Here is a 23,151-nt window from a genome sequence, read left to right on the forward strand (position 1 = left end):
TCGTTTCCGCTTCAGCACGAGAGCTCCCATGACCACCCCCGCCCGCGAACCGGCCCTGCTACGGGGCCTGGACGCCTTGACCGACCGCGTCGGCACCGCCGTCGCCTGGCTGGTCATCATCATGATGCTGGTGCAGTTCGCCATCGTGGTGATGCGCTACGTCTTCAGCATCCACAGCACCGTGATGCAGGAGTCGGTAATGTACATGCATGCCGCCGTCTTCATGCTGGGGGCCGCCTGGACCCTGCGCCGCGACGGCCATGTGCGTGTGGATATCTTCTATCGGCGACTCACCGCCCGGGGCCGCGCCTGGGTGGACCTCTTCGGCACCCTCTTCCTGCTGATCCCGGTGGTGCTCTTCATCGCCATCGGCAGCTTCGCCTATGTACGCAGCAGCTGGGCCATCCTCGAGCGCTCGCCGGACGGCGGCATTCCCGGCGTCTACCTGCTCAAGACCCTGATCCTGGTGATGATGGCGCTGCTGCTGATCCAGGGCATCGCCCAGCTGATCCGCCAGGTACTGATCATCCGTCACCGCCTGCCCAACGACACCCCGCAGCATGAGGAACTCCTGTAATGCTGGCCACTCTCCTCGAGTTCATGCCGCTGGTGATATTCGCCGCCGTCTGCGGCGTGCTGATGCTGGGCTACCCGGTGGCGCTGTCGCTGGCCGGCACCGCCCTGATCTTCGCCGGCATCGGCTATGCGCTGATCCAGATGGGCGTGCCGGTGCCCTTCGAGACCCGCTACCTGGGCGCCATGCCCAATCGCCTCTACGGCATCATGACCAACCAGACGCTGCTGGCGGTGCCGCTCTTCGTGCTGATGGGGGTGCTGCTGGAGAAGTCGCGCATCGCCGAGACCCTGCTCGACGCCATGTCGCTGGCCTTCGGCGCCCTGCGCGGCGGCCTGGGCATCGCCGTGGTGCTGGTAGGCATGCTGCTGGCGGCCTCCACCGGCATCGTCGGCGCCACCGTGGTGACCATGGGTCTGCTCTCGCTGCCCACCATGCTCAAGCGCGGCTACGCGCCGTCGCTTGCCACCGGCAGCATCTGCGCCACCGGCACCCTGGGCCAGATCATCCCGCCCTCCATTGCCCTGGTGCTGCTGGGCGACGTGCTCAACAACGCCTACCAGCAGGCCCAGCTCTCCATGGGGGTCTGGAGCCCGCGCACCCTCTCGGTGGGCGACCTCTTCATCGGCGCCCTGGTGCCGGGCCTGCTGCTGGTGGGCGCCTATATCCTCTACCTGGTGATCACCGCCTGGGTGAAGCCCGAGGCCGCACCGCCCGCCAACCGCGACTCCCTGATGAAGGAGCTGGGCCACACCGGCAGCCTCTGGCCGCTGCTGCTCAAGGGGCTGGTGCCGCCGGTACTGCTGATCGTCGCCGTGCTGGGCTCGATCCTGGGCGGCTTCGCTACCCCCACCGAGGCCTCGGCGGTGGGGGCCTTCGGCGCTTTCCTGCTGGCCCTGGTGAACCGTCGCCTGAACCTGCCCGTGCTGCGGGAGGTGGTGCAGTCCACCGCCCAGGTCACCAGCATGGTGTTCCTGATCCTGATCGGCGCCGCGCTCTTCTCGCTGGTGTTCCGCGCCTTCGGCGGCGAGGAGCTGGTCACCGAGCTGTTCGAGGCGCTGCCCGGCGGCGTGGTGGGCGCCACCCTGGTGGTGATGGTGGTGATCTTCCTGCTCGGCTTCATCCTCGACTTCATCGAGATCACCTTCGTGGTGGTGCCCATCGTGGGGCCGGTGCTGCTGGCCATGGGGGTCGACCCGATCTGGCTCGGCATCATGATCGCGGTGAACCTGCAGACCTCCTTCCTGACGCCGCCCTTCGGGTTCGCGCTCTTCTACCTGCGCGGGGTGACGCCGGCCTCGGTGCCCACCTCGGCGATCTACCGGGGGGTGATCCCCTTTATCGCCATGCAGCTCTGCATGCTGCTGGCGCTGGCGCTGATGCCGGGGCTCGCCACCTGGCTGCCCTCGATCATGTAGGGTGGCCCCTCAGCGGCCTACTGGCCCGGGGACGGTTTATTGGCAGAGGGGCGCCAGCCACTGGTGGGCGAGCAGCAGCACCAGGGCATAGCGCCCCCCCTTGGCCAGGGTGATCAGCAGGATGGCCCGCCACCAGGGGAGCCGGAAGACGCCGGCCAGCACGGTGAGCGGGTCACCCACCACCGGCGCCCAGGAGAAGAGCAGGCTCCACTCGCCGAAGCGGAAGTACCAGCGCTCGGCCCGGGCCAGCCCCGCCGGGGAGGCGGGAAACCAGCGCCGGTCCTGGAAGCGGCGCGCATAGCGCCCCATCCAGACGTTGATCAGGCTGCCCAGGGTGTTGCCGGCGGTAGCCACCGCCCACAGCATCAGGGCCGGCTCGCCCAGGCACCAGAGGCGTGCCAGCCAGACCTCGGAGCCGCCGGGGAGCAGGGTGGCGCTGACCAGGGCCACCAGAAACAGACTCAGCATGAACTCATCCTGCCAGGTAATGCCATGAACGACTCCTCATCGACTGCCAGACCCGCGATACCCAATGCGCTGACCATCGCCGGCTCCGACCCCAGCGGCGGCGCCGGCATCCAGGCCGACCTCAAGACCTTCTCGGCGCTGGGCGCCTATGGTAGCAGCGTGATCACCGCCCTGACCGCCCAGAACACCCGCGGCGTCAGCGGCGTGCACCCGGTGCCGGCGGAGTTCATCGCCACCCAGCTCGAGACCCTGCTCGACGACGTGCGCATCGACGCGGTGAAGATCGGCATGGTGGCAAGCCGGGAGGTGGCCGAGGTGATTCGCGAGGCGCTGACCCGGCGCCGGCCGCGCTGGGTGGTGCTCGACCCGGTAATGGTGGCCAAGAGCGGCGATATCCTGGTGGACGACGCCGGCATCCGTGCGGTGCGCGAGGTGCTGGTACCGCTGGCCGACCTGATCACCCCCAACCTGCCGGAGGCCGCGGTGCTGCTCGGCGCTCCGGAGCCGAACGACCGGGAGAGCATGGTCGCCCTGGCCCCGGCGCTGCGCGCCCTGGGCGCCGGCGCCACCCTCCTCAAGGGCGGCCACCTCGCCGGCGAGGAGTGCCCCGATCTGCTGATCACCGCCGACGCGGCGCTCTGGGTGGAGGGGGCCCGGGTGGATACCGCCAACCTGCACGGCACCGGCTGCACCCTCTCATCGGCGATCACCGCCCGCCTGGCCCTGGGCGATGACCTCCCCGAGGCGGTGACCCGGGCCAAGCGCTGGCTCGGTGCGGCGCTGGAGGCGAGCCGGCGCCTTGATGTGGGTCAAGGGCGCGGCCCGGTTCACCACTTCCACGCCTGGTGGTAGCGCCTTTCCGGCGCCTGCCCCTTGCAGGGGGAGCGTCGGCCTCCCATCCTGAAGGTCCCACTTACGGGAAGCGGAGACCGCCACCATGACTCAGACCCTGCTGTTCGCCTGTGACCTCTCGGCCGAGAACCGTGCCGCCTTCGCCCGGGCCCTCCGCCTGGCCGGCGAGCAGGGCGCCCGCCTGGACGTGATCCACGTCCTCGACCCCTATCTGCCGCGCCGGGTGCTCCGCGACCTGGAGGAGGCCGTGGTCGAGGACATGCAGGCGATGCTGACCGATATCCGCGAGGACTACGCCCTGCCGGAGCCCCAGGTGCTGCTGCAGACCGTGGCAGGCTCCCCCTATGCCGAGATCATCCGCGAGGCCCATGAGCGCAGCGTGGACATGATCGTGCTGGGCGCCCACCGCAAGCGCGGCCAGCCCGATCTCGTCGCCGGCACCACCCTGGCCCGGGTGCTGCGCAGCGCCCCCTGCCCGGTGCTCACGGTGAGCCACCTGGCCAGCCAGGAGTGGCGCGACATCCTGGTCCCGGTGGACTTCTCGCTGACCTCCCGCCACACCCTGCGCGAGACCCTCAAGCGCTTCCCCGAGGCGCGCCTCACCCTGCTCCACGCCTGGGACATTCCCGGCGAGCGCGAGCTGGGCTCCGACGGCGACTACGCCCGCTGGCGGGACCGCGAGGTGGCGCGGCTGCGCACCCAGCTCGAGCGCGAGACCGAGCAGCTGATGGCCGAGCTCGACGACGTGCCGGAGCTGGAGCTGGTGCTGGAGCAGGGCGACCCCCTGGAGGTGCTGATGACCCGGCTGCGCCGCCAGCCCCCGGACCTGCTGGCCCTGGGCAGCCGCGGCCAGCTGGGGCGCCAGAGCCATATCACCGAACAGCTGCTGGCCGAGCCCCACTGCGACATCATGCTCTGCCGCGCCTGGTAGATACCTATACAGAACCTTCACGCAAAATATCGGTCTGCACAATACCCGATCCCCGCGTGGAGGTTCACCCCGTGCCCCTTTCCCTTGCTACCCTGGCGACCGCCCTGCTCCTGCTCGTCGCTCCTCTGGCGCCTGCCGCCGAGAGCGTGGAGGTGCGTGGCGCACGCTTCGCCACCCAGCTGGACCTCGACGGCCAGCCCCTGGCCCTGGTGGGCCACGGGCTGTTCCGCTACCTGATCTGGACCGCCTACGCCGGGGCCTACTACCAGGCCCCGGAGACCGCCGAGCCGGCGCCCCTGGCCACCGTACCCAGGCGCCTGGAGCTGGAGTACTTCCACGCCATCGCCGCCGAGGACTTCGCCGGCGTCACCCGCGACAGCGTCCGCGAGCGCCTGGGAGAGACCGCCTACCGGGAGCTGCTGCCGGCGCTCAACGCCTTCACTCGGGCCTACCGCAGCGTCGAGCCCGGCGACCGTTACGCCCTGACCTGGCACCACGACACCCTCTCCCTGGCCCTCAACGGCGAGACGCTCTATACCGGTGACGACCCGGCCCTGGCCAGCGCCCTGTTCGGGCTCTGGCTCGGCGACCAGCCGCTGCGGGATGACTTCCGGGACGCCCTGCTGGGGCGGCGCTGAGCCGGGCCTGGAACGTGCTACCCTTGGCGCCGCTCGAGAGCGAGCCGCCAGTGACAGCGAGGGAGCACAGAGATGAAGGCACTGATTCAGCGGGTCACCCGGGCCAGCGTGGCCGTGGAGGGGAGCACCGTGGGCGCCATCGACCACGGGCTGCTGGCCCTGGTGGGCGTGGAGAAGGGGGACGACGAGGCCGCCGTGGACCGGCTGCTGCACAAGCTCTTGCACTACCGGGTCTTCGCCGATGCCGACGACAAGATGAACCTCAACCTGCAGCAGGTCGACGGCGGGCTGCTGCTGGTCTCCCAGTTCACCCTGGCCGCCGACACCCGCAAGGGGCTCAGGCCCAGCTTCTCCAGCGCCGCGCCGCCCGCCGAGGGCGACCGCCTCTTCCACCTCCTGCTGGCGCGGGCCGAGGCGGCCTGGCCGAAGGTGGAGAGCGGCGAGTTCGCCGCCAACATGCAGGTCTCGCTGGTCAATGACGGACCGGTGACCTTTCTGCTGGAGAGCTGAGGGTACGGCCGCACAGCCCATGCCCGCCGGGCAAGCACGAGTCGCGCCCCCGGGTTGAAACCCTGGCTCTGCGCTCGCGACCTGTCCGTCGGGTCACAACATAATCCCTCACGAGTGACCCTCGCTCGCCATCCCTGGCGAGCGCCGGACGTCGCTTCGCTTGCGCCAGCAACCCGGGGTATATGTCGCTTTCGCGCTTGCCCGGCGGTGCTTGACGCACGCTACCTCAGCTACCGCTGAGCTCCGCCTCCATGGCCTCCAGCGCCTCCTCGGCGGAAAGCCACTCAGCTTCAAGGCCATCCAGGCGCGACTTGAGCTCGCCCTGGCGGGCTAGGGCGGCGGTAAGCTCCTCCTTGCGCCCGGCATCGGTATAGAGCTCGGCGTTGCCCAGGGTCTCTTCCACCGCGGCGAGCTCCGCCTGGACCTTCTCCATGGCCTGCTCGGCGCGGTCGCGCTGCTTCTTGAGCGGGCGCAGCTTCTCGCGCAGCTCGGCGGCGGCGCGCCGGGCTGCCTTGCGATCCTCTTTCGGCGCCGCGCTCTCGGCCTGGCGCTCTCCCTTCTCGGCCCGGGCCTCGCGCCGCTCCCCCTCGAGGCGCGCCTTGAGCCAGGCCCGGTAGTCCTCCAGGTCGCCGTCGAAGGGCTCGACCCGATGGTCGGCCACCCGCCAGAACTCGTCCACGGTGGCGCGCAGCAGGTGGCGGTCGTGGGAGACGATGATCACCGTGCCCTCGAAGGCCGCCAGGGCCTCGGTGAGCGCCTCGCGCATCTCCAGGTCCAGGTGGTTGGTGGGCTCGTCGAGGAGCAGCAGGTTGGGCTTCTGCCAGGCCACCAGGGCCAGCGCCAGGCGCGCCTTCTCGCCACCGGAGAAGCGCCCCACCTCACCGAAGGCGTCATCGCCCTGGAAGCCGAAGCCGCCCAGGAAGTTGCGGATCTCCTGCTCGCTGGCCTTCGGTGAGAGCCGCTGCACGTGCATGAAGGGGGTCGAGGCGAGGTCGAGCCCCTCCAGCTGGTGCTGGGCGAAGTAGCCGATGGCCAGGTGCTCGCCGGGAACCCGCGCCCCGCCCAGCAGCGGCAGCTCGCCGGTCAGCGACTTGATCAGGGTCGACTTGCCGGCGCCGTTGGGCCCCAGCAGGCCGATGCGCTGTCCGGGCAGCAGGGTCAGCTTGACCTGGTCGAGCTGGACCTTCTCCTCCCCCGCCTCGTCGCGATAGCCGAGCCGCGCCTCGTCCAGCACCAGCAGCGGGTGGGAGGCCTTGTCGGCGGCAGGAATGGTGAAGTGGAAGGGGGAGTCGGCGTGGGCCACGGCGATATCCCCCATGCGCTCCAGCATCTTCAGGCGGCTCTGGGCCTGGCGCGCCTTGGTGGCCTTGGCCCGGAAGCGCGCCACGAAGCGCTCGATCTCCTCGCGCCTGGCCTGCTGCTTGGCCGCCTCGGCCTGCTGCAGGGCGAGCTTCTCGGCCCGGGTGCGCTCGAAGGTGGAGTAGTTGCCGCGGTAGAGCACCAGGCTCTGGCGGTCGAAGTGGACGATGTGGTCACACACCGCATCGAGGAAGTCCCGGTCGTGGGAGATCAGCAGCAGGGTGCCGGGATAGCGGGTCAGCCACTGCTCCAGCCACAGCAGGGCGTCCAGGTCCAGGTGGTTGGTGGGCTCGTCGAGCAGCAGCAGGTCCGAAGGCATGAAGAGGGTACGCGCCAGGTTGACCCGCATCCGCCAGCCGCCGGAGAAGTCCGACAGCGGACGCGCCAGGTCCGCCTGGCTGAAGCCCAGCCCCACCAGCAGCTGGGCCGCCCGGGCCGGGGCGCTGTAGCCGTTCAGGGCCTCGATGACGCCGTGCAGCTCCGCCTCACGATGGGCGTCATGGGCCTCCCGGGCCGCGGCGAGGGCCGCCTCGGTGGCACGCAGCTCCCGGTCGCCATCCAGCACGTAGTCGACGATGGCGCGCTCCAGGGCCTCCACCTCCTGGGCCATATGGGCGATGCGCTGGCCGCCGCTCATCTCGACCTCGCCGCGGTCCGGGGCCAGCTCGCCGAGCAGCAGCTTGAAGAGGCTCGACTTGCCGGCGCCGTTGGGGCCGACGATCCCCGCCTTGTGGCCGGCGTGCAGGGTCAGGTCGGCGCCCTCCAGCAGGGCCTGGGTGCCGCGTTGCAGGGAAACTTGGCGCAGTGCGATCATGCGGGCTCCACGGGCGTACAGGGCCGCCGTGAAAGCGGCGGCGGAAATGATGAGCGCTGATTCTACCGAAATGATGGCCGTTCTGCGGGCTCGCCTGCTTGACCACCCCCTATGGGAGTTCGCCCTGGCCCTCTACGCCAGGCCCGGGGTAGAGGCGGCCTGCCTGCGGCTCCAGGACGAGGCCGGCGTGGACGTCTGCGAGCTGCTCTGGCGCTGCTGGCTGCTGCGGCACGGCGCCAGGCCCTCCCGGGCACTCGAGGCGGCGCTGCCCGCCGCCCTGGCCTGGCAGCAGGAGGTCACCGCCCCCCTGCGCGCCCTGCGCCGCCGTCTCAAGGCCGAGGCGGCCACCGCCGGCGGCGTGGCCGAGCTGCGCGAGACCCTCAAGCACGCCGAACTGCAGGCCGAGCGGGAGACGCTGAGCCGGCTGGAGCGGCTCGCCACCTCGGAGGGTTTTCCGCTCTGCACGACCGGCGGCTCGGATGCCGAAAAAGTGCTCGCTTCGCGCCTGACATCACAGAAAAAACCCGACCTTTCAACGCTCGCAACGCTGATAGCTCAGCTTGACCCTCCCCCGGGCCCACGCTAGCCTGAATTTACTCGGGCAGGCGAGTCGCCTGCCATGACGCTGTCAATTTCACCCGATATTGACCAGGTAAATCGTGAGGGGACTACAAGAATGAAGGCAACCAAGCTGATGACCACGGCCACCGTTGGCGCCCTGCTTTTCGGGATGTCCGCGGCGGCCCATTCCGCCAACTGGCGCTACGCCCACGAGGAGTATCAGGACGACGTCCAGGACGTCTTCGCCCACGCCTTCAAGGACTATATCGAAGAGAACTCCGATAATACCGTCCAGATCTTCCGCTTCGGCGAGCTGGGCGAGTCCGACGACATCATGGAGCAGACCCAGGCGGGCATCCTGCAGTTCGTCAACCAGTCGCCCGGCTTTACCGGCTCGCTGATCCCCGAGGCGCAGATCTTCTTCGTGCCCTACCTGCTGCCCACCGATGAAGAGACCGTCATCGAGTTCTTCAACACCAGCGTGGCCATCAACGAGATGTTCCCGGAGCTCTACGCCGAGCAGGGCCTGGAGCTGCTCAAGATGTACCCGGAAGGCGAGATGGTCGTCACCCTGGACGAGCCCTTCACCACGCCGGAAGAGCTGCGCGGCAAGAACATCCGCACCATGACCAACCCGCTGCTCTCCGCCACCTACCGCGCCTTCGGCGCCAGCCCCACCCCGCTGCCCTGGGGTGAGGTCTACGGCGGCCTGCAGACCGGCATCCTCGACGGCCAGGAGAACCCCATCTTCTGGATCGAGTCCGGCGGTCTCTACGAGGTCTCCCCGAACCTGGTCTATACCGGCCACGGCTGGTTCACCACCGCCATGATGGCCAACCAGGACTTCTTCAACGGGCTCTCCGAGGAGGAGCAGCAGCTGGTCCGTGATGCCTCCGACCACGCCTACGAGGTGATCATCGAGCACATCTCGGGCCTGGCCGATGACTCCCTGGCCAGGATTCAGGAGTCTTCCGACGAGGTCACCGTGACCCGCCTGACCGAGGAGCAGATCGAGGCCTTCCGCGCCCGTGCGCCCCAGGTCGAGGAGCGCTTCATCGAGATGACCGGCGACCGCGGTCGTGAACTGCTCGACCAGTTCCACGCCGACCTGGAAGCCGTGATGTCCAACGACTGAGCCGGCCGCTAGTGCCTGCTGCATCACACCGGGGGGTGGCCGAAAGGCTGCCCCCCTTCTCTTCGGATGGCGCAGCGGCCCGCTGCATCCGGCCATGCAGCGTTGAAGCCAGCGCAGCAACGCCACACCCCAGGCGTTAACCTCAGGGGAAGAGGCGCCCCACAGGCGCTCGCGACGCGACACAACGCACGGGGAACGACAGGAGTCAGCCGACATGGAAATGAACGAAGACGACATTGCCGAGAAGAACTATCGCTCGACCCTTCCCGGCCCCCTTGGCCCCATCGATACCTGGATCAGCCGCATCGAGGCGGTGATCCTCGCCATGGGGGTCATCCTGATGGCGGTGAACACCATCGCCAACGTCTTGAGCCGCTTTATCCTCGGCGAGAGCCTGCACTTCTCCGAGGAGATCAATCGCATCCTGATCGTGATGATCACCTTCGCCGGCATCGGCTATGCGGCCCGCCATGGGCGCCATATCCGCATGTCGGCCATCTATGACGCTGTGCCTACCGGCGGGCGCCGCTGGATGATGATCTTCATCTGCCTGTTCACCGCCCTGGTGATGTTCGTGCTCTGCTACTACTCGATCGGCTATATCAACACCGTCTACTCCCGCGGGCGGGTGCTGCCCTCCCTGAGCATGCCGGTATGGATCATGTACGTCTGGGTGCCCATCGGCTTCGCAATCACCGGGATCCAGTACCTGCTGACCGCCATCAAGAACCTGACCTCCCGTGACGTCTACCTCTCGACCCACGTGGTGGACGGTTACAAGGACACGGAAACGGAAGTCTGATCCCGAGCGAGGCACATTCCCATGACAGCCATTATTCTCTCCATCATGATCGTGCTCCTGCTGCTCGGGTTCCCGATGATGATTCCCCTGGCCACGGCGGCCTTCGTTGGTTTCTACATGACCTTCGGCGGCCTGGGCCAGATGGAAACCCTGATCCAGCAGATGATGGGCGGCATCCGCCCCACGGCGCTGATCGCCGTGCCCATGTTCATCCTGGCCGCCGACATCATGACCCGAGGCCAGTCGGCCAACCGCCTGATCAATATGGTCATGAGCTTCGTCGGCCATATCAAGGGGGGGCTGGCGGTCTCCACGGCGGCTTCCTGCACCCTGTTCGGCGCCGTCTCCGGCTCTACCCAGGCCACCGTGGTGGCGGTGGGCTCGCCGCTGCGCCCGCGCATGCTCAAGGCGGGCTACAAGGACCCCTTCACCCTGGCGCTGATCATCAACTCTAGCGATATCGCCTTCCTGATCCCGCCCAGCATCGGCATGATCATCTACGGGGTCATCTCCGGCACCTCCATCGGCGAGCTGTTCATTGCCGGCATCGGCCCGGGCCTGCTGATCCTGGCCATGTTCTCCGCCTACTGCATCGCCTACGCCTACATCAATAAGGTCCCTACCGAGCCGCGCTCCAGCTGGAAAGAGCGCGCCGTGGCGGTCAAGGATGCCCTCTGGCCGCTGGGCTTCCCGGTGCTGATCGTGGGCGGCATCTACGGCGGTATCTTCAGCCCCACCGAGGCCGCCGCGGCCTGCGTGCTCTACGCGGTGATCCTGGAGTTCGCGGTCTTCCGCTCGCTGAAGCTGCACCACATCTACGCCATCGCCAAGTCCACCGGCCTGATCACCGCCGTGGTCTTCATTCTGGTGGCGGTGGGCAACGGCTTCTCCTGGATCATCTCCTTCGCCCAGATCCCCCAGGCGGTGCTCGGCGCCGTGGGCATCAACGAGGCCGGCCCGGTGGGCGTGCTGATCGCCATCTCCATCGCCTTCTTCGTGGCCTGCATGTTCGTGGACCCCATCGTGGTGATCCTGGTGCTGACGCCGATCTTCGCCCCGGCCATCGCCGCTTCCGGCCTCGACCCGGTGCATGTCGGCGTGCTGATCACCCTGCAGGTGGCGATAGGCTCGGCGACGCCCCCCTTCGGGTGCGATATCTTCACCGCCATCGCCATCTTCAAGCGCCCCTACTGGGAGGTGATCCGCGGCACGCCGCCCTTCGTCTTCATGCTGGTGCTGGCGGCGGTACTGATCATCATGTTCCCGCAGATCGCCCTGTTCCTGCGCGACCTGGCGTTCCGCTGATCCAAGGAGGCATTGACGATGTTCAATCGGATACTGGTACCGGTGGACGGTTCCAAGGGGGCCCTGAAGGCCCTCGAGAAGGGCGTCGGCCTGGCGCTGCTGACCGGCTCGGAGCTCTACGTCCTGTGCGTCTTCAAGCATCACAGCCTGCTTGAGGCGTCGCTCTCCATGGTGCGCCCGGACAAGCTGGAGATCCCCGACGACGCCCTCAAGGAGTACGCCACCGAGATCGCCGTTCAGGCCAAGGCCCACGCCCTGGAGCTGGGGGTGCCCGCGGAGAAGCTGCGCGCCTTCGTCAAGGGGGGGCGCCCCTCGCGCACCATAGTGCGCTTCGCCCGCAAGCGGGAGTGCGACCTGATCGTGATCGGCTCCCAGGGCACCAACGGCGACAAGAGCCTGCTGCTGGGCAGCGTGGCCCAGCGGGTGGCCGGCTCCGCCCACTGCCCGACCCTGGTGGTATGATAGCCGCGCCGGTTCCCGGGCCCCGTGCCGGGGAACCGGCAAGGTTCCACCGGAGTCCCATGATCTCCACACATCGATGGCGCCAAGCGCCTAACCACAAGGCTCGTTCATGAAGAGACTGCTGACCACCGCTTCCCTGACCGCCCTGCTGGGCGCTGCCCCCCTGGCGCTGGCCGCCCCGGAAACCGATGAGGCGCGCCTCGGCTACAGCCTCGGCGTGACCCTGGGGCAGAGCATCCAGCAGGACGTGCGCGATCTGGACGTCGACGCCTTCACCCAGGCGGTCCAGGACGTCTTCGCCGGCGGCGAGCTGGCGATGAGCGACGAGGAGATGGCCGAGGCGCTGATGCGCTTCCAGCAGGAGGCCATGGCCGCCCGGCAGGCCGAGGCCGAGCAGAGGGCCGAGACCAACCGCGCCGAAGGTGAGGCCTACCTGGCCGCCAACGCCGAGGCGGAGGGCGTCGAGGTCACCGCGTCGGGTCTTCAGTATCGCGTGCTGGAGTCCGGCGACGGCGCCTCCCCGGGCCCCGAGGACGGCGTCGAGGTGCACTACGAGGGCACCCTGATCGACGGCACCGTCTTCGACAGCTCCTATGAGCGCGGCGAGCCGGTCAGCTTTCGCGTCAATCAGGTGATCGACGGCTGGCAGGAGGCCCTGCAGCTGATGAGCGTCGGTGACAGCTGGGAGATCGTGATTCCCGCCGAGCTGGGCTATGGCGCCCAGGGCCAGGGCCCCATCGGTCCCCATGAGACCCTGATCTTCCGCGTCGAGCTGCTCGACGTCACCACCGACTGATTGCGCCCCATGACCCCACCTCGTTTCCTGGCCGCCGGCGTGATGCTGGCGGTCATCGCGTCGCCGGCGGCCGCCGACCGCCTTCCCGACCTGCCCGCCCTTGACCTCTCCCGGGCCGATACCAGCGTGATCGGCGTCTCTTCCGGGGGCTACATGGCCACCCAGCTGGCGGTGGCCTGGCCGGAGCGCTTCAGCGGCCTGGCCGTGCTGGGGGCGGGCCCCTGGTCCTGCGCTCAGGGGACTCTGCGCCGCGCCCTGGGCCAGTGCATGACCACCCGGCTCGGCCCCCCCGACCTCGCCGAACTGGAGCAGCGCCTGGCGGGCTACCGGGAGCTCGATCGCGCCGGCAGCGCCGAGGCGCTTTCAGCGCTGCGCGCCTTCGTCTGGCACGGCAGCGCCGACGAGACCGTGGCCCCGGCCCTGGGGGCGGCCCTGGCCGAGCAGCTCGGCACCTGGCTGGAAGCGCCGGATGAGCAGCTGCGCTTCGTCGAGAGCGAGGGCATCGGCCACGGCTGGCCCATCGGCCACCGCGACACCCCACCCCCGGCCACGGAGCTGGGCGACTGCCGACAGGGCGGTGGCACCCACCTGCTGAGCTGCGGGCTGGAGATCGCCGACGAGGCGATGAACTGGCTGCACGACGGAGGAGGGGACGGGCAAGGGTCAGGCGAGCTGATCCACTTCGATCAGCGCGACTTCGCGGTCAAGGGGCTGGATGATTCGGGCTATCTCTTCGTGCCCGATGCCTGCCACGAGGGCGGCTGTGAGCTCACCGTGGCCCTCCACGGCTGCGCCATGGGCGCCGAGCAGATCGGCGAGCTCTTCGTGCGCCACAGCGGCCTCAACGAGTGGGCCGCCGCCAACGACAGGGTCGTGCTCTACCCCCAGGCCGAGACCAGCCTGGCCAACCCCCAGGGGTGCTGGGACTGGTGGGGCTTTGCGGAGAGCACCTGGCAGCTCGACCCGCTCCATGACAGCCGCGACGGCACCCAGGTTCGCGCCCTGATGGGCATGATCGACCGGCTCCAGGAAGCAGCGACCCCGCGCTGAGGCGGGGTCGCAGGTTCAGCTGACGCGGACCTGGCGGGTCACAGCGCTTCGTCCAGGGCGGAGAGCAGGGCGTGGGGGGCCGGCGAATAGAGCACGCGCCGCAGGATGTCGCCATCGCGATCCACCAGGTAGAGCGAGGAGCTGTGGTCGATGGTGTAGCCCATGGCCGACTCCGGGGTCTCGACTCGCCGCCACACCGCGCCGTAGCGACCGGCCAGCTCCTCGAGCTCGGCCTCGCTGCCGGTGGCGCCGATAAAGGCCTCGCCGAAATAGCCGGTGTACTCCGCCAGGCGCTCGATGGTGTCGCGCTCGGGGTCCACGGAGATCATCAGCGGCACCACCCGCTCGCGCTCCGCCTCGTCCAGCTCGGCCAGCGCCTGGCGCACCACGGCCAGGCTCATGGGGCAGACGTCGGGACAGTAGGTATAGCCGAAGAAGACCACCGCCACCTGGTCCTCTTCGAGCTGGGTCAGGGAGAAGTCACCCCGGGTGGAAGGCAGCTCGATGGGGCCACCACTGAGTCCGTTGCCACTGCCGCCGGTGTTCATCTGCTGCTGGAAGAGGCCATAGCCTGCCACCCCCAGCATCAGTACCAGCAGCGCGATACCCGCCAGCAGCCCCTGTCGTTTCATAGCTGACTTCTCTCCACGTCGAAGTTGAATCCACTGCCCAGGCGCTCCTCGCCTTGGCTCACGATGACTCGTGCCCGCCAGGGCATGACCTGCTCGGTACAGATCGGAATCTGCCCGTCGCCGCGAAACAGGCCATCGTCCTGCCGCGTCAGCGGATAGCGATGCAGCCCCATGTCCATGTCGCGGCCGACGAAGTCCACCACCACCGCCTCCGCCTCGATGCCCTCCAGGGCCACCGTCATCGGCAGGACCTCCAGGGCGCGGATCTCACCGTCGGCGCCCAGGTCCAGCGTCAGGCTTCCTCGCTCCCCAAGGGGTGCCCGACAGGCACCCTGGGCCAGGTCGCAGCCACCCTCCTCCGGATACCAGAGAATATTGTCGTCTCCGCGAAGACTGTAGCTGGCCAGATACCAGAGCGCCACGGCCACGGTCCCCAGGGTAAAGAGCACCAGCAGCCGCAGCAGCGGCGGGCGTGAAACGGCCGGTTCGGTGGAGGCAGGCGTTGTCATGGCAGCGTGTGAGGGCATTCACTAAAGGAAATGTCGGGTTAAGCTTATCAGCATTCGCCTGTGGCAGAGTGCGCAAGGATGTCGCAGGGCAACTCGACCAAGGAGATCGCGATGACGGGCGTGGCAAATGCACTGGGCCCCCTTTTCCTGCTGATCCTGCTGGGCGCCGTGCTGGGCCGCCTGCGCCAGCCGGGAGGGGACTTCTGGCCGCAGCTGGAGCGGCTGATCTATTTCCTGCTGTTTCCCGCCATGCTGGTCTCGACCCTGGCCACCGCCGACGTCAGCCAGGTGCCGGTGGGCCGGGTCGCCCTGGCGCTGCTCGGCGCCATGGGACTCTTCGGCGCCCTGCTCTGGAGGCTGCGAGGCTGGCTGGGCCTCGAGCCTGCCGCCTTCACCTCGGCCTTCCAGGGGGCGCTACGCTTCAACACCTATGTGGGGGTGGCCGGTGCCGCAGCGCTTCACGGTGCCCCAGGTGCCACCGTGGCGGCGGTGGCCGTGGCGCTGATGGTACCGGTGGTCAACGTCATGTGCGTGGCGAGCTTTATCGCCGCCGGCACCCTGGGGGCCGGCAGCCTCGGCAAGAGCCTGACCGCACTGACCCGCAACCCGCTGATCCTCGGCTGCCTGATCGGCATCGGCCTGAACGTGAGCGGCATCGGCCTCCCCGGCTGGAGCGCGGATACCGTGGAGCTGCTGGGGCGCGCCGCCCTGCCGCTGGGCCTGGTGGCGGTAGGGGTGGCGCTGCGCCCGGAGGCGCTGCTGCGCCTCGACCGCGGCATCTGGGCCACCAACGCCATCAAGCTGGGGCTGATGCCCGCCCTGGTACTGCTGCTCGCCCTGGCGCTGGGGCTCGACCCGGTGAGCCGCGACGTGGCACTGCTGTTTGCCGCCCTGCCCACCGCCACCTCCGCCTATATCCTCGCCCGCCAGCTGGGCGGCGACGCCGAGATGATGGCGGCCCTGATCACCGCCCAGACCCTGCTGGCCATGGCCACCCTGCCCCTCTGGCTGCGCCTGGCCGGCTAAGGGCGCCGCCAGGACAAACGCAAATAAAAAATATTCGCATTACTGTTGACGCCGCAAATGAGAATGATTACTCTTGTTTCCAGTGGCGTTGATGAGCCGCCACGGCCATCGCAGGTACCGCCAGTCACCTGCCATGGTTTCTCCCTCCTCATTGCTAGTCACGGTCTTGCCGCCGCCCTCACCAGGGCGGCTTTTTTTGGTCTGGAGGGTCCCTCCTCATTGCTGCTCCTTACCACCCCAGGGTCTTGCCGCCGCCCCATCGAGGGCGGCTTTTTTTGGTGGCGGTTCGACGCTTCGACGAATGGAGGCCGAAGGACTTCCGGCGGCAGGCACCAGCGCCTGCAATACCGCCGGGGCGCCTGCGGCGCCATTCGCTCGGGGAACCCGAGCTCCTACTGGGCAATGTCACGCCAGTCTGCGAAGAATCTTTTTGTATCGCAGAAGCAACGAAGCCCCCGCATGGGCGGGGGCTTCGAGGAGCGTGGGAGGGGCGTGATCAGTCGGCGCGGCGGTAGATCAGGTCCCAGACGCCGTGGCCCAGCTTCTCGCCGCGGGCCTCGAACTTGGTCAGCGGACGGAACTCGGGCCGCGGCACATAGGGGGCGGTCTCCGGCGCCGCGGTATTGGCATAGCCCGGGGCGGCGTCCATCACCTCGGCCATCCACTCGGCGTAGGCCTCCCAGTCGGTGGCCATGTGGAAGGTGCCGCCGACCCTGAGCCGGGTGCGCACCAGCTCGACGAAGGCGGGCTGCACGATGCGCCGCTTGTGGTGCTTCTTCTTCGGCCAGGGGTCGGGGAAAAAGAGCTGCAGGGTCTCGAGGCTTCCCTCGGGCAGGCACTCCTCGAGCACCCGCAGCGCATCCTCCCGATAGACCCGCAGGTTGGTGAGGCCGCGCTTGTCGGCCTCGTCAAGCAGCTTGCCCACGCCGGGGGCGTGCACCTCGATGCCGATGAAGTCGGTATCGGGGTGGGTCTCCGCCTGCTCCACCAGGGAGGCCCCCATGCCAAAGCCGATCTCCACCACCCGCGGCGCGCGGCGCCCGAACAGGGCATCCAGGTCCTGGCGGCCCTCGGCCAGGGTCAGCCCCAGCCGCGGCCACACCTCCTCGAGGCCCCGGGTCTGGGCCTGGGTCATGCGCCCGGCGCGCAGCACATAGCTCTTGATGCCGCGGCGGTGCAGGGGGGCATCGGGCCCTTCCGGCCCGGTGGTGGCGGTATCGTCGCGGGATTGGTCACTCATGGATCATGGGGCTCTTGTCGGGTCTCGGGAGCTCAGCCGTTGATGCGGCCGGCGAAGGGCGAAGAGGGGTCGGCGCTCTGGCGGCGCGGCATGCGCCCGGCCAGGAAGGCCTCGCGCCCCGCCTCCACCGCCTTCTTCATGGCGCTGGCCATCAGCACCGGCTGGCGGGCATGGGCGATGGCGGTGTTCATCAGCACGCCGTCGCAGCCCAGCTCCATGGCCATGGCGGCATCGGAGGCGGTGCCGATGCCGGCATCCACCAGCACCGGCACGCTGGCCTGCTCGATGATCAGGCGGATGTTGTGGGGGTTCTGGATGCCGTGGCCGGAGCCGATCAGCGAGCCCAGCGGCATGATGGCGCAGCAGCCCAGACGCTCCAGCTCACGGGCCACGATGGGGTCGTCGCTGGTATAGACCATGACGTCGAAGCCGTCCTTGATCAGCGCCTCGGCGGCGGCCAGGGTCTCCACCACGTTGGGATAGAGGGTCGAGTCGTCCCCCAGCACCTCGAGCTTCACCAGGCTGTGGCCGTCGAGCAGCTCCCGGGCCAGCTTGCAGGTGCGCACCGCGTCCTTCGCCGTGTAGCAGCCGGCGGTGTTGGGCAGCAGGGTGAAGCGCTCCGGCGGCACCACGTCCAGCAGGTTGGGCTCCCCCGCCTCCTGGCCCAGGTTGGTGCGCCGTACGGCGAAGGTGACCACCTCGGCGCCGGAGGCGGCGATCGCCTCGCCGGTCTCGTCGAAGTCCCTGTACTTGCCGGTGCCGACCAGCAGGCGGGAGGAGAATTCGCGCCCGGCGACGCGCAGGGGCTGGTCCTGGAAGAAGTCTGTCATCGAGTCTGCCTTACTGTGATTGTCTTCACGGTGTGGGGGCGCGGGATGCTCAGCCGCCCCCGATGGCGTGCACCACCTCGACCCGATCGCCCTCGGCCAGGCGAGTGGCGGCGTGTTCGCTGCGGGGCACGATCTCCTCGTTCACCTCCACGGCGATGCGGCGGCCGGCGAGTCCCAGGGACTCGATCAGCGCGGCGATCGTCGGGGCCGGCGTGAGGTCGGGCGCCAGGGTATGCGCCTCGCCATTGAGCTGGATCTGCATGGCGTTCTCTCTGCGCTTGTCGTTGCTGTCGTCATGGACCGCGGGGCCCGCCGGGCGGGCGCCAATCGCGGGCATCCATTGTAGCCGAGTCCGCCCGGCCGGGGTACGGTAGCGACCCTGGACGCAACGGGAGGAGCAGACATGCAGGATAGAGGCTGGTGGCTGGGGGCGGCACTGTCGGGCGCCCTGGTGGTCATGGCGGGGGCCTTCGGCGCCCACGCCCTGGAGGGAACCCTGACGCCGCGCCTGGTGGCGGCCTTCGAGACCGGGGTGCGCTATCAGGCGTGGCACACCCTGGCGCTGCTCGCCGTGCTGGCCTGGCGCGCCGCGATGCCCCTGGCCGGGCAGCGGCTGGCCATGGGGCTATGGGCGGCCGGCATGGGGCTCTTCTCGGGCTCGCTCTACGCCATGGCGCTGACCGGCGCCGGCGGTCTGGGCATGATCACCCCCTTGGGCGGGGTGCTGCTGATCGCCGGCTGGCTGGCCCTGGCCGCTGCCGTGCTGCGCGCCCCGCGGGCCTGAGCCGGCTCAGTCCCGGTCGGGCAGGGCATAGGTGGCGGTCACCAGCGCCACCGGCTGCTCGTCGCCGGCGGAGAAGAGCTGCACCTCGCCCACCGCCAGGCGGCGACCCAGCTTGAGGATGCGCGCGGTGGCGATGATGTCGCGGTCGCCCCGGGGACGGCGCAGGAAGCGGCAGTGCAGGTCGCTGGTGACCGCCATGGGCTCGGGGCCGATCTGGGCCAGGATCGCCACGTAGAGGCAGACGTCGGCCAGCCCCATCAGGGTGGGGCCGGAGACGCTGGCGCCGGGGCGCAGGTGCTCGTCATCGATGGCCAGGCTCATGGTGGCGCGCATATGGTCCACGGCCTCGATGGTACCGATACGCTGGGGAAACACCTCGTCGAGAAAATCCTCGATGGTGGCGGCGGTCATCACGGTCATCGGCGGGCTCCTTGCAGTGAATGGGGCGAATTGACGCTGGCGTCAACATAACCGAAAGCGCCCCGGGCAGGTACCCGGGGCGCTTCTGGTTCAGCGGTGACACCGCGCTGGCTTGCCTGGCCTCTGGTTTACTTGGCCTTGTGCACGGCGCGCCAGTGGTGCAGGAGCGGCTCGGTGTAGCCGGAGGGCTGCACGCGGCCCTTGAAGATCAGGTCGCTGGCCGCCTGGAAGGCGCTGGAGCCCTGGTAGTCGGCGCTCATCGGCGTGTAGGCCGGATCGTTCGCGTTCTGCTCGTCCACCACCTTGGCCATGCGCTCCAGGGTCTCCTGGACCCGGGCGGCGTCGACCACGCCGTGGTGCAGCCAGTTGGCGATGTGCTGGCTGGAGATCCGCAGGGTGGCGCGGTCCTCCATCAGGCCCACGTCGTGGATGTCCGGCACCTTGGAGCAGCCCACGCCGTGCTCCACCCAGCGCACCACGTAGCCGAGAATGCCCTGGCAGTTGTTGTCGAGCTCCTGCTGGATCTCCTCGTCGGACCAGCTGGCCTCGGCGGCCACCGGCACGCTGAGCAGCTCGTCCAGGTAGTCCGGCTCGCCCTGGGCCTCCAGCTCGCGCTGGATGCCGGTGACGTCCACCTGATGGTAGTGCAGGGCGTGAAGCGTGGCCGCGGTGGGCGACGGCACCCAGGCGGTGTTGGCGCCGGCCTTGGGATGGCCGATCTTCTGCTCCAGCATGGCGGCCATCAGGTCCGGCATGGCCCACATGCCCTTGCCGATCTGGGCGCGGCCGCGCAGGCCGCAGGCCAGGCCGATCTGGACGTTGTTCTTCTCGTAGGCCTGGATCCAGGCGGCGCCCTTCATGTCGCCCTTGCGGATCATCGGGCCCGCCTCCATGGCGGTGTGCATCTCGTCGCCGGTGCGGTCCAGGAAGCCGGTGTTGATGAAGACCACGCGGGAGGCGGCCTCGTTGATGCACGCCTTGAGGTTCACCGTGGTGCGGCGCTCCTCGTCCATGATGCCCATCTTGAGGGTATCGCGGGCCATGCCCAGCAGGTCCTCGACGCGGCCGAAGAGCTCGTTGGAGAAGGCCACTTCCTTCGGACCGTGCATCTTCGGCTTGACGATGTAGACGGAGCCCTCGCGGGAGTTGCGCGGTTCACCCTCGCCCTTCTTCAGGTCGTGCAGGGCGATCAGACCGGTGACGATGCCGTCGAGGATGCCCTCGGGCAGCTCATTGCCCTCGGCGTCGAGCACCGCCGGGTTGGTCATCAGGTGGCCGACGTTGCGCACGAACATCAGCGAGCGGCCGGGCAGGGTCAGGCTGCCGCCGTCCGGAGTGGTGAACTGGCGATCGGCGTGCAGGCGGCGGGTGATGGTCTTGCCGCCCTTCTCCACCTGCTCCTCCAGGTCACCCTTCATCAGGCCCAGCCAGTTGGCGTAGACGCCCACCTTGTCCTCGGCGTCCACCGCGGCCACGGAGTCCTCACAGTCCATGATGGTGGTCAGCGCCGCCTCGACGACCAGATCCTTGACGCCGGCCGGGTCGGTCTTGCCGATGGGGTGGCTCGGGTCGATCTGGATCTCCAGGTGCAGGCCGTGATTGACCAGCAGCACCGACTCGGGGGTCGCCGCCTCGCCGGTATAGCCCACCAGCTTGCCGGGCTCCTTGAGACCGGTCTCGCGGCCGCCCTCCAGGGTCACCACCAGATGGCCGTCACGCAGGGCGTACTTGACGGCGTCGCGGTGGGAGCCGGTGGCCAGCGGCGCGGCGCGGTCCAGCAGGCCGCGGGCGTAGGCGATCACCTTCTCGCCGCGCTTGGGATTGAAGCTGGTGCCCTTCTCGGCGCCGTCCTCCTCGGAGATGGCATCGGTGCCGTAGAGGGCGTCGTAGAGGCTGCCCCAGCGCGCATTGGCGGCGTTCAGCGCATAGCGGGCGTTGCTCACCGGCACCACCAGCTGGGGACCGGCCTGGACGGCGATCTCGCGATCCACGTTGCCGGTGGTCACCTCGACCCTGGCCGGGGCCTCGGCCAGATAGCCGATCTCCTTCAGGAAGGCGCGATAGGCCGCCATGTCACCCACCGGGCCGGGGTTCTCGCGGTGCCAGCCGTCGAGCTGCTCCTGCAGACGCTCACGCTCAGCGAGCAGTTCGCGGTTCTTCGGGGTCAGATCATGGAAGAGGGCATCGACGCCGGCCCAGAACGCCTCGGCATCTACGCCGGTACCGGGAAGCGCCTGCTCATTGATGAAGCGGTCCAGCTCGGCGGCCACCTGGAGGCGATGGCGGGTAACACGTTGGGTCATGGTGGATCTCCTCGTGCTTGGCAGCCGGCGTGTCGCGTGCCAGTCTGCCGGGACAGGGGTTGTGTGACTGCTCTGGCCTCGATTTTGTGGAAAATACTTCCATGTGTAAACCCGAAAAGCCTCGGTAAGGCGGCCAGCTAGACCAAAAGATAAGGTGAGACCGGGCAGGCGTGGCTTGCTCGTGGTGCACCGCCTGGCTTGACGCTAGCATAGCCGGGCGCCGCGGAGGACACGATGAGCGACTTCACCCCCCTACAGGCGCTGGGCCCGGTTCGGCTGATCGAATCACTCGATGCGGTGCCCGGCGGCGACCACCTGGAACGCTACCTGGGCCACTATGGCCTGGCCCCCTTGCTGGCCGAGCATGTCGGCCTCTACGTGGGCTATGTGGATGCCCAGGGCTTCCGCCTCTGGACCCAGGTCTGGAGCCCCGCCGAGCCGGTGGGCACCGCCTTCGTGGTGCACGGCTACTTCGACCACCTGGGCCTCTATCGTCATCTGCTGGAACGCCTGCTGGAGCGCCGCTGGCGGGTGGTCCTCTGGGACCTGCCCGGCCACGGCCTCTCCAGCGGGGCCCGCGCCTCGATCAAGGACTTCGCCGACTACGGCGGCTGCCTGGAGGCGCTGCAGACCCACCTGCAGCAGGAGGAGCTGGCCCCGCGCCCCTGGCTGGGCGTCGGCCAGAGCACCGGGGCGGCCATCCTCGCCACCGACGCCCTCACCCGCGGCGAGGACAGCCACTGGGCGGGGCTGGCGCTGCTGGCCCCTCTGGTGCGTCCTTGGGGCTGGCGCCAGGCCAGCTGGCTGCACCTGCTGGCCGGTCCCTTCCTGAGCTCCGTCCCGCGCAAGTTCCGACCCAACTCCACCGACGAGGAGTTCGCCGCCTTCCTGCGCGACAAGGATCCCCTCCAGGCCGACCGGGTCGCCGTGGACTGGGTCAGCGCCATGCGCCGCTGGATGCCGCGCCTGCTGGCGCTGCCTCCCAACCCGGTGCGCACCCTGATTCTCCAGGGGGAGCAGGACCTGACGGTGGACTGGGAGTGGAATCTGGGCGTGCTGGCCCACAAGTTTCCCAATGCCGAGATTCACCGCCACCCCGAGGCGCGCCACCACCTGGTCAACGAGGCCGAGCCGATCCGCCTGGCGCTCTTCGAGAGCCTGGACCGCTTTATCGACGACCTGGCGCCTGTCGCTGCCCACCCGGAGACCGACTCCCCATGAACGCCAGCCGCACGCCACGCCCGCTGCTTGCCCCCCTGCTCCTCGCGCCTCTGCTGCTCGCCGGCTGCGCCGCGGCCCCCGACCGCCCCGAGACACTGCGCCAGGCAATGTTCAACCTGGGCGAGCGCGCCGCCGATCGGGTCATGGAGGCGCCTCCCCTGCCGAAACCGCCCGGCGACCAGGTGCTGCTGCTGGCCGCCCCGGAGGTCAACGGGGAGCTCAGCATCGGCCAGGAGCGCTTCCTGGAGAGCCTGACCCGGGCGCTGCTGGCGGTGAGCGACGGCCCCCAGGTGCTCGACTGGAGCGATAGCATGGGCGACGGCGCCGGCGATAATCAGTGGCGGCTGGAGAGTCGGCTGATGGCCGACGGACCGCGGCTGCGGCTCTCGGACCGGGAGCTCTTGCCCTACCGGCTGACCCTGGTGCTGCGCCGCCCCGGCAGCGACTCGCCCCAGTGGGAGGAGAGCCTGCAGGGCGCCCTGGACGCCACGGCGCTCTAGGCCAGCCCCTG

The 23,151-nt window shown here is 69.0% G+C and carries 26 protein-coding genes; 17 read left to right on the forward strand and 9 right to left on the reverse strand.

Annotated elements, in window-relative coordinates; genetic code table 11:
* Positions 1-28 precede the first annotated feature (28 nt).
* A complete protein-coding gene (locus ACRYRV_RS07460) occupies positions 29-577 on the forward strand; it encodes a TRAP transporter small permease subunit (protein WP_253447688.1) in 549 nt (182 codons plus the stop codon).
* Complete coding sequence (locus ACRYRV_RS07465; protein ID WP_444985515.1) at positions 577-1,992, forward strand: TRAP transporter large permease; 1,416 nt, start codon at positions 577-579, stop codon at positions 1,990-1,992. The genes ACRYRV_RS07460 and ACRYRV_RS07465 overlap by 1 nt, the downstream gene beginning before the upstream one ends.
* Before the next feature lie 36 nt (positions 1,993-2,028).
* On the opposite strand, the gene ACRYRV_RS07470 is transcribed toward ACRYRV_RS07465, so the two are convergent.
* A complete protein-coding gene (locus ACRYRV_RS07470; RefSeq protein WP_253447684.1) occupies positions 2,029-2,460 on the reverse strand; it encodes a YqaA family protein in 432 nt (143 codons plus the stop codon).
* Positions 2,461-2,484: 24 nt separating this feature from the next.
* On the opposite strand from ACRYRV_RS07470, the gene thiD reads away from it, so the two are divergent.
* The 4 genes from thiD to dtd all read left to right on the forward strand — a co-directional run bounded on the left by thiD (position 2,485) and on the right by dtd (position 5,391).
* Entirely contained in the window at positions 2,485-3,312 is an 828-nt protein-coding gene (thiD, locus tag ACRYRV_RS07475) for a bifunctional hydroxymethylpyrimidine kinase/phosphomethylpyrimidine kinase (RefSeq protein WP_253447681.1), read from the forward strand.
* Positions 3,313-3,397: 85 nt separating this feature from the next.
* Complete coding sequence (locus tag ACRYRV_RS07480) at positions 3,398-4,243, forward strand: universal stress protein (protein WP_253447678.1); 846 nt, start codon at positions 3,398-3,400, stop codon at positions 4,241-4,243.
* 71 nt (positions 4,244-4,314) lie between these two features.
* Entirely contained in the window at positions 4,315-4,881 is a 567-nt protein-coding gene (locus ACRYRV_RS07485; RefSeq protein WP_253447675.1) for a chalcone isomerase family protein, read from the forward strand.
* 72 nt (positions 4,882-4,953) lie between these two features.
* Entirely contained in the window at positions 4,954-5,391 is a 438-nt protein-coding gene (gene dtd, locus ACRYRV_RS07490; RefSeq protein WP_444985514.1) for a D-aminoacyl-tRNA deacylase, read from the forward strand.
* A gap of 226 nt (positions 5,392-5,617) precedes the next feature.
* On the opposite strand, the gene ACRYRV_RS07495 is transcribed toward dtd, so the two are convergent.
* Positions 5,618-7,564 carry an ATP-binding cassette domain-containing protein gene (locus tag ACRYRV_RS07495; protein WP_253447669.1) on the reverse strand — a complete coding sequence of 649 codons (1,947 nt, stop codon included), beginning with the start codon at positions 7,562-7,564 and terminating at the stop codon, positions 5,618-5,620.
* 49 nt (positions 7,565-7,613) lie between these two features.
* Here ACRYRV_RS07495 and ACRYRV_RS07500 point away from each other — a divergent pair, with 49 nt between their 5' ends.
* The 7 genes from ACRYRV_RS07500 (at position 7,614) to ACRYRV_RS07530 (ending at position 13,675) form a co-directional block, all read left to right on the forward strand.
* Positions 7,614-8,150, forward strand: a complete 537-nt coding sequence (locus ACRYRV_RS07500) for a TIGR02444 family protein (RefSeq protein WP_253447666.1) — start codon at positions 7,614-7,616, stop codon at positions 8,148-8,150.
* Positions 8,151-8,240: 90 nt separating this feature from the next.
* Complete coding sequence (locus tag ACRYRV_RS07505) at positions 8,241-9,260, forward strand: TRAP transporter substrate-binding protein (RefSeq protein WP_309637398.1); 1,020 nt, start codon at positions 8,241-8,243, stop codon at positions 9,258-9,260.
* Between the two features lie 214 nt (positions 9,261-9,474).
* Entirely contained in the window at positions 9,475-10,062 is a 588-nt protein-coding gene (locus ACRYRV_RS07510) for a TRAP transporter small permease (protein WP_299312743.1), read from the forward strand.
* 21 nt (positions 10,063-10,083) lie between these two features.
* Entirely contained in the window at positions 10,084-11,367 is a 1,284-nt protein-coding gene (locus ACRYRV_RS07515; protein WP_253447658.1) for a TRAP transporter large permease, read from the forward strand.
* Between the two features lie 18 nt (positions 11,368-11,385).
* A complete protein-coding gene (locus tag ACRYRV_RS07520; protein WP_253447655.1) occupies positions 11,386-11,829 on the forward strand; it encodes a universal stress protein in 444 nt (147 codons plus the stop codon).
* Positions 11,830-11,938: 109 nt separating this feature from the next.
* A complete protein-coding gene (locus tag ACRYRV_RS07525) occupies positions 11,939-12,625 on the forward strand; it encodes an FKBP-type peptidyl-prolyl cis-trans isomerase (protein WP_253447652.1) in 687 nt (228 codons plus the stop codon).
* A 9-nt stretch (positions 12,626-12,634) separates the two neighbouring features.
* The gene (locus tag ACRYRV_RS07530; RefSeq protein WP_309637402.1) at positions 12,635-13,675 is read left to right on the forward strand and encodes a poly(3-hydroxybutyrate) depolymerase; all 1,041 of its coding nucleotides are present in this window, start codon (positions 12,635-12,637) and stop codon (positions 13,673-13,675) included.
* A gap of 38 nt (positions 13,676-13,713) precedes the next feature.
* On the opposite strand, the gene ACRYRV_RS07535 is transcribed toward ACRYRV_RS07530, so the two are convergent.
* On the reverse strand, positions 13,714-14,307 hold the full coding sequence (locus ACRYRV_RS07535) for an SCO family protein (protein ID WP_253447647.1): 594 nt from the start codon (positions 14,305-14,307) through the stop codon (positions 13,714-13,716).
* Positions 14,304-14,816, reverse strand: coding sequence for a hypothetical protein (locus ACRYRV_RS07540; protein ID WP_444985512.1), 513 nt, complete (start codon positions 14,814-14,816; stop codon positions 14,304-14,306). The genes ACRYRV_RS07535 and ACRYRV_RS07540 overlap by 4 nt, the downstream gene beginning before the upstream one ends.
* Before the next feature lie 111 nt (positions 14,817-14,927).
* On the opposite strand from ACRYRV_RS07540, the gene ACRYRV_RS07545 reads away from it, so the two are divergent.
* Positions 14,928-15,842, forward strand: coding sequence for an AEC family transporter (locus tag ACRYRV_RS07545; protein ID WP_253447641.1), 915 nt, complete (start codon positions 14,928-14,930; stop codon positions 15,840-15,842).
* A gap of 496 nt (positions 15,843-16,338) precedes the next feature.
* On the opposite strand, the gene trmB is transcribed toward ACRYRV_RS07545, so the two are convergent.
* From trmB to thiS, 3 genes are read right to left on the reverse strand one after another with little or no spacing between them, the layout of a single operon-like run.
* Entirely contained in the window at positions 16,339-17,082 is a 744-nt protein-coding gene (gene trmB / locus ACRYRV_RS07550) for a tRNA (guanosine(46)-N7)-methyltransferase TrmB (protein WP_444985511.1), read from the reverse strand.
* Between the two features lie 32 nt (positions 17,083-17,114).
* Positions 17,115-17,912, reverse strand: a complete 798-nt coding sequence (locus ACRYRV_RS07555; RefSeq protein WP_253447635.1) for a thiazole synthase — start codon at positions 17,910-17,912, stop codon at positions 17,115-17,117.
* A 49-nt stretch (positions 17,913-17,961) separates the two neighbouring features.
* On the reverse strand, positions 17,962-18,174 hold the full coding sequence (gene thiS / locus ACRYRV_RS07560; protein ID WP_253451921.1) for a sulfur carrier protein ThiS: 213 nt from the start codon (positions 18,172-18,174) through the stop codon (positions 17,962-17,964).
* A 141-nt stretch (positions 18,175-18,315) separates the two neighbouring features.
* On the opposite strand from thiS, the gene ACRYRV_RS07565 reads away from it, so the two are divergent.
* Entirely contained in the window at positions 18,316-18,696 is a 381-nt protein-coding gene (locus tag ACRYRV_RS07565; protein WP_444985510.1) for a DUF423 domain-containing protein, read from the forward strand.
* 6 nt (positions 18,697-18,702) lie between these two features.
* Here ACRYRV_RS07565 and ACRYRV_RS07570 read toward each other — a convergent pair whose 3' ends face one another.
* A complete protein-coding gene (locus ACRYRV_RS07570; RefSeq protein ID WP_253447629.1) occupies positions 18,703-19,116 on the reverse strand; it encodes a PaaI family thioesterase in 414 nt (137 codons plus the stop codon).
* 128 nt (positions 19,117-19,244) lie between these two features.
* A complete protein-coding gene (locus ACRYRV_RS07575) occupies positions 19,245-21,419 on the reverse strand; it encodes a malate synthase G (protein WP_253447626.1) in 2,175 nt (724 codons plus the stop codon).
* 234 nt (positions 21,420-21,653) lie between these two features.
* Between ACRYRV_RS07575 and ACRYRV_RS07580 the strand changes: the two genes are divergently transcribed.
* Both ACRYRV_RS07580 and ACRYRV_RS07585 read left to right on the forward strand, forming a co-directional pair.
* Positions 21,654-22,640 carry an alpha/beta hydrolase gene (locus ACRYRV_RS07580; RefSeq protein WP_309637407.1) on the forward strand — a complete coding sequence of 329 codons (987 nt, stop codon included), beginning with the start codon at positions 21,654-21,656 and terminating at the stop codon, positions 22,638-22,640.
* Positions 22,637-23,140, forward strand: a complete 504-nt coding sequence (locus tag ACRYRV_RS07585; RefSeq protein WP_444985509.1) for a hypothetical protein — start codon at positions 22,637-22,639, stop codon at positions 23,138-23,140. Before ACRYRV_RS07580 ends, ACRYRV_RS07585 begins: the two co-directional genes overlap by 4 nt.
* Positions 23,141-23,151: the final 11 nt, after the last annotated feature.

Source organism: Halomonas mongoliensis, from assembly GCF_052496345.1.

Bases quoted from the DNA above. Each gene is read 5' to 3' on its own strand.
- ACRYRV_RS07460 (WP_253447688.1), top strand. From the start codon at position 29: ATGACCACCCCCGCCCGCGAACCGGCCCTGCTACGGGGCCTGGACGCC.
- ACRYRV_RS07465 (WP_444985515.1), top strand. From the start codon at position 577: ATGCTGGCCACTCTCCTCGAGTTCATGCCGCTGGTGATATTCGCCGCC.
- ACRYRV_RS07470 (WP_253447684.1), bottom strand. From the start codon at position 2,460: ATGCTGAGTCTGTTTCTGGTGGCCCTGGTCAGCGCCACCCTGCTCCCC.
- thiD (WP_253447681.1), top strand. From the start codon at position 2,485: ATGAACGACTCCTCATCGACTGCCAGACCCGCGATACCCAATGCGCTG.
- ACRYRV_RS07480 (WP_253447678.1), top strand. From the start codon at position 3,398: ATGACTCAGACCCTGCTGTTCGCCTGTGACCTCTCGGCCGAGAACCGT.
- dtd (WP_444985514.1), top strand. From the start codon at position 4,954: ATGAAGGCACTGATTCAGCGGGTCACCCGGGCCAGCGTGGCCGTGGAG.
- ACRYRV_RS07495 (WP_253447669.1), bottom strand. From the start codon at position 7,564: ATGATCGCACTGCGCCAAGTTTCCCTGCAACGCGGCACCCAGGCCCTG.
- ACRYRV_RS07500 (WP_253447666.1), top strand. From the start codon at position 7,614: ATGAGCGCTGATTCTACCGAAATGATGGCCGTTCTGCGGGCTCGCCTG.
- ACRYRV_RS07505 (WP_309637398.1), top strand. From the start codon at position 8,241: ATGAAGGCAACCAAGCTGATGACCACGGCCACCGTTGGCGCCCTGCTT.
- ACRYRV_RS07510 (WP_299312743.1), top strand. From the start codon at position 9,475: ATGGAAATGAACGAAGACGACATTGCCGAGAAGAACTATCGCTCGACC.
- ACRYRV_RS07515 (WP_253447658.1), top strand. From the start codon at position 10,084: ATGACAGCCATTATTCTCTCCATCATGATCGTGCTCCTGCTGCTCGGG.
- ACRYRV_RS07520 (WP_253447655.1), top strand. From the start codon at position 11,386: ATGTTCAATCGGATACTGGTACCGGTGGACGGTTCCAAGGGGGCCCTG.
- ACRYRV_RS07525 (WP_253447652.1), top strand. From the start codon at position 11,939: ATGAAGAGACTGCTGACCACCGCTTCCCTGACCGCCCTGCTGGGCGCT.
- ACRYRV_RS07530 (WP_309637402.1), top strand. From the start codon at position 12,635: ATGACCCCACCTCGTTTCCTGGCCGCCGGCGTGATGCTGGCGGTCATC.
- ACRYRV_RS07535 (WP_253447647.1), bottom strand. From the start codon at position 14,307: ATGAAACGACAGGGGCTGCTGGCGGGTATCGCGCTGCTGGTACTGATG.
- ACRYRV_RS07540 (WP_444985512.1), bottom strand. From the start codon at position 14,816: ATGACAACGCCTGCCTCCACCGAACCGGCCGTTTCACGCCCGCCGCTG.
- ACRYRV_RS07545 (WP_253447641.1), top strand. From the start codon at position 14,928: ATGACGGGCGTGGCAAATGCACTGGGCCCCCTTTTCCTGCTGATCCTG.
- trmB (WP_444985511.1), bottom strand. From the start codon at position 17,082: ATGAGTGACCAATCCCGCGACGATACCGCCACCACCGGGCCGGAAGGG.
- ACRYRV_RS07555 (WP_253447635.1), bottom strand. From the start codon at position 17,912: ATGACAGACTTCTTCCAGGACCAGCCCCTGCGCGTCGCCGGGCGCGAA.
- thiS (WP_253451921.1), bottom strand. From the start codon at position 18,174: ATGCAGATCCAGCTCAATGGCGAGGCGCATACCCTGGCGCCCGACCTC.
- ACRYRV_RS07565 (WP_444985510.1), top strand. From the start codon at position 18,316: ATGCAGGATAGAGGCTGGTGGCTGGGGGCGGCACTGTCGGGCGCCCTG.
- ACRYRV_RS07570 (WP_253447629.1), bottom strand. From the start codon at position 19,116: ATGACCGTGATGACCGCCGCCACCATCGAGGATTTTCTCGACGAGGTG.
- ACRYRV_RS07575 (WP_253447626.1), bottom strand. From the start codon at position 21,419: ATGACCCAACGTGTTACCCGCCATCGCCTCCAGGTGGCCGCCGAGCTG.
- ACRYRV_RS07580 (WP_309637407.1), top strand. From the start codon at position 21,654: ATGAGCGACTTCACCCCCCTACAGGCGCTGGGCCCGGTTCGGCTGATC.
- ACRYRV_RS07585 (WP_444985509.1), top strand. From the start codon at position 22,637: ATGAACGCCAGCCGCACGCCACGCCCGCTGCTTGCCCCCCTGCTCCTC.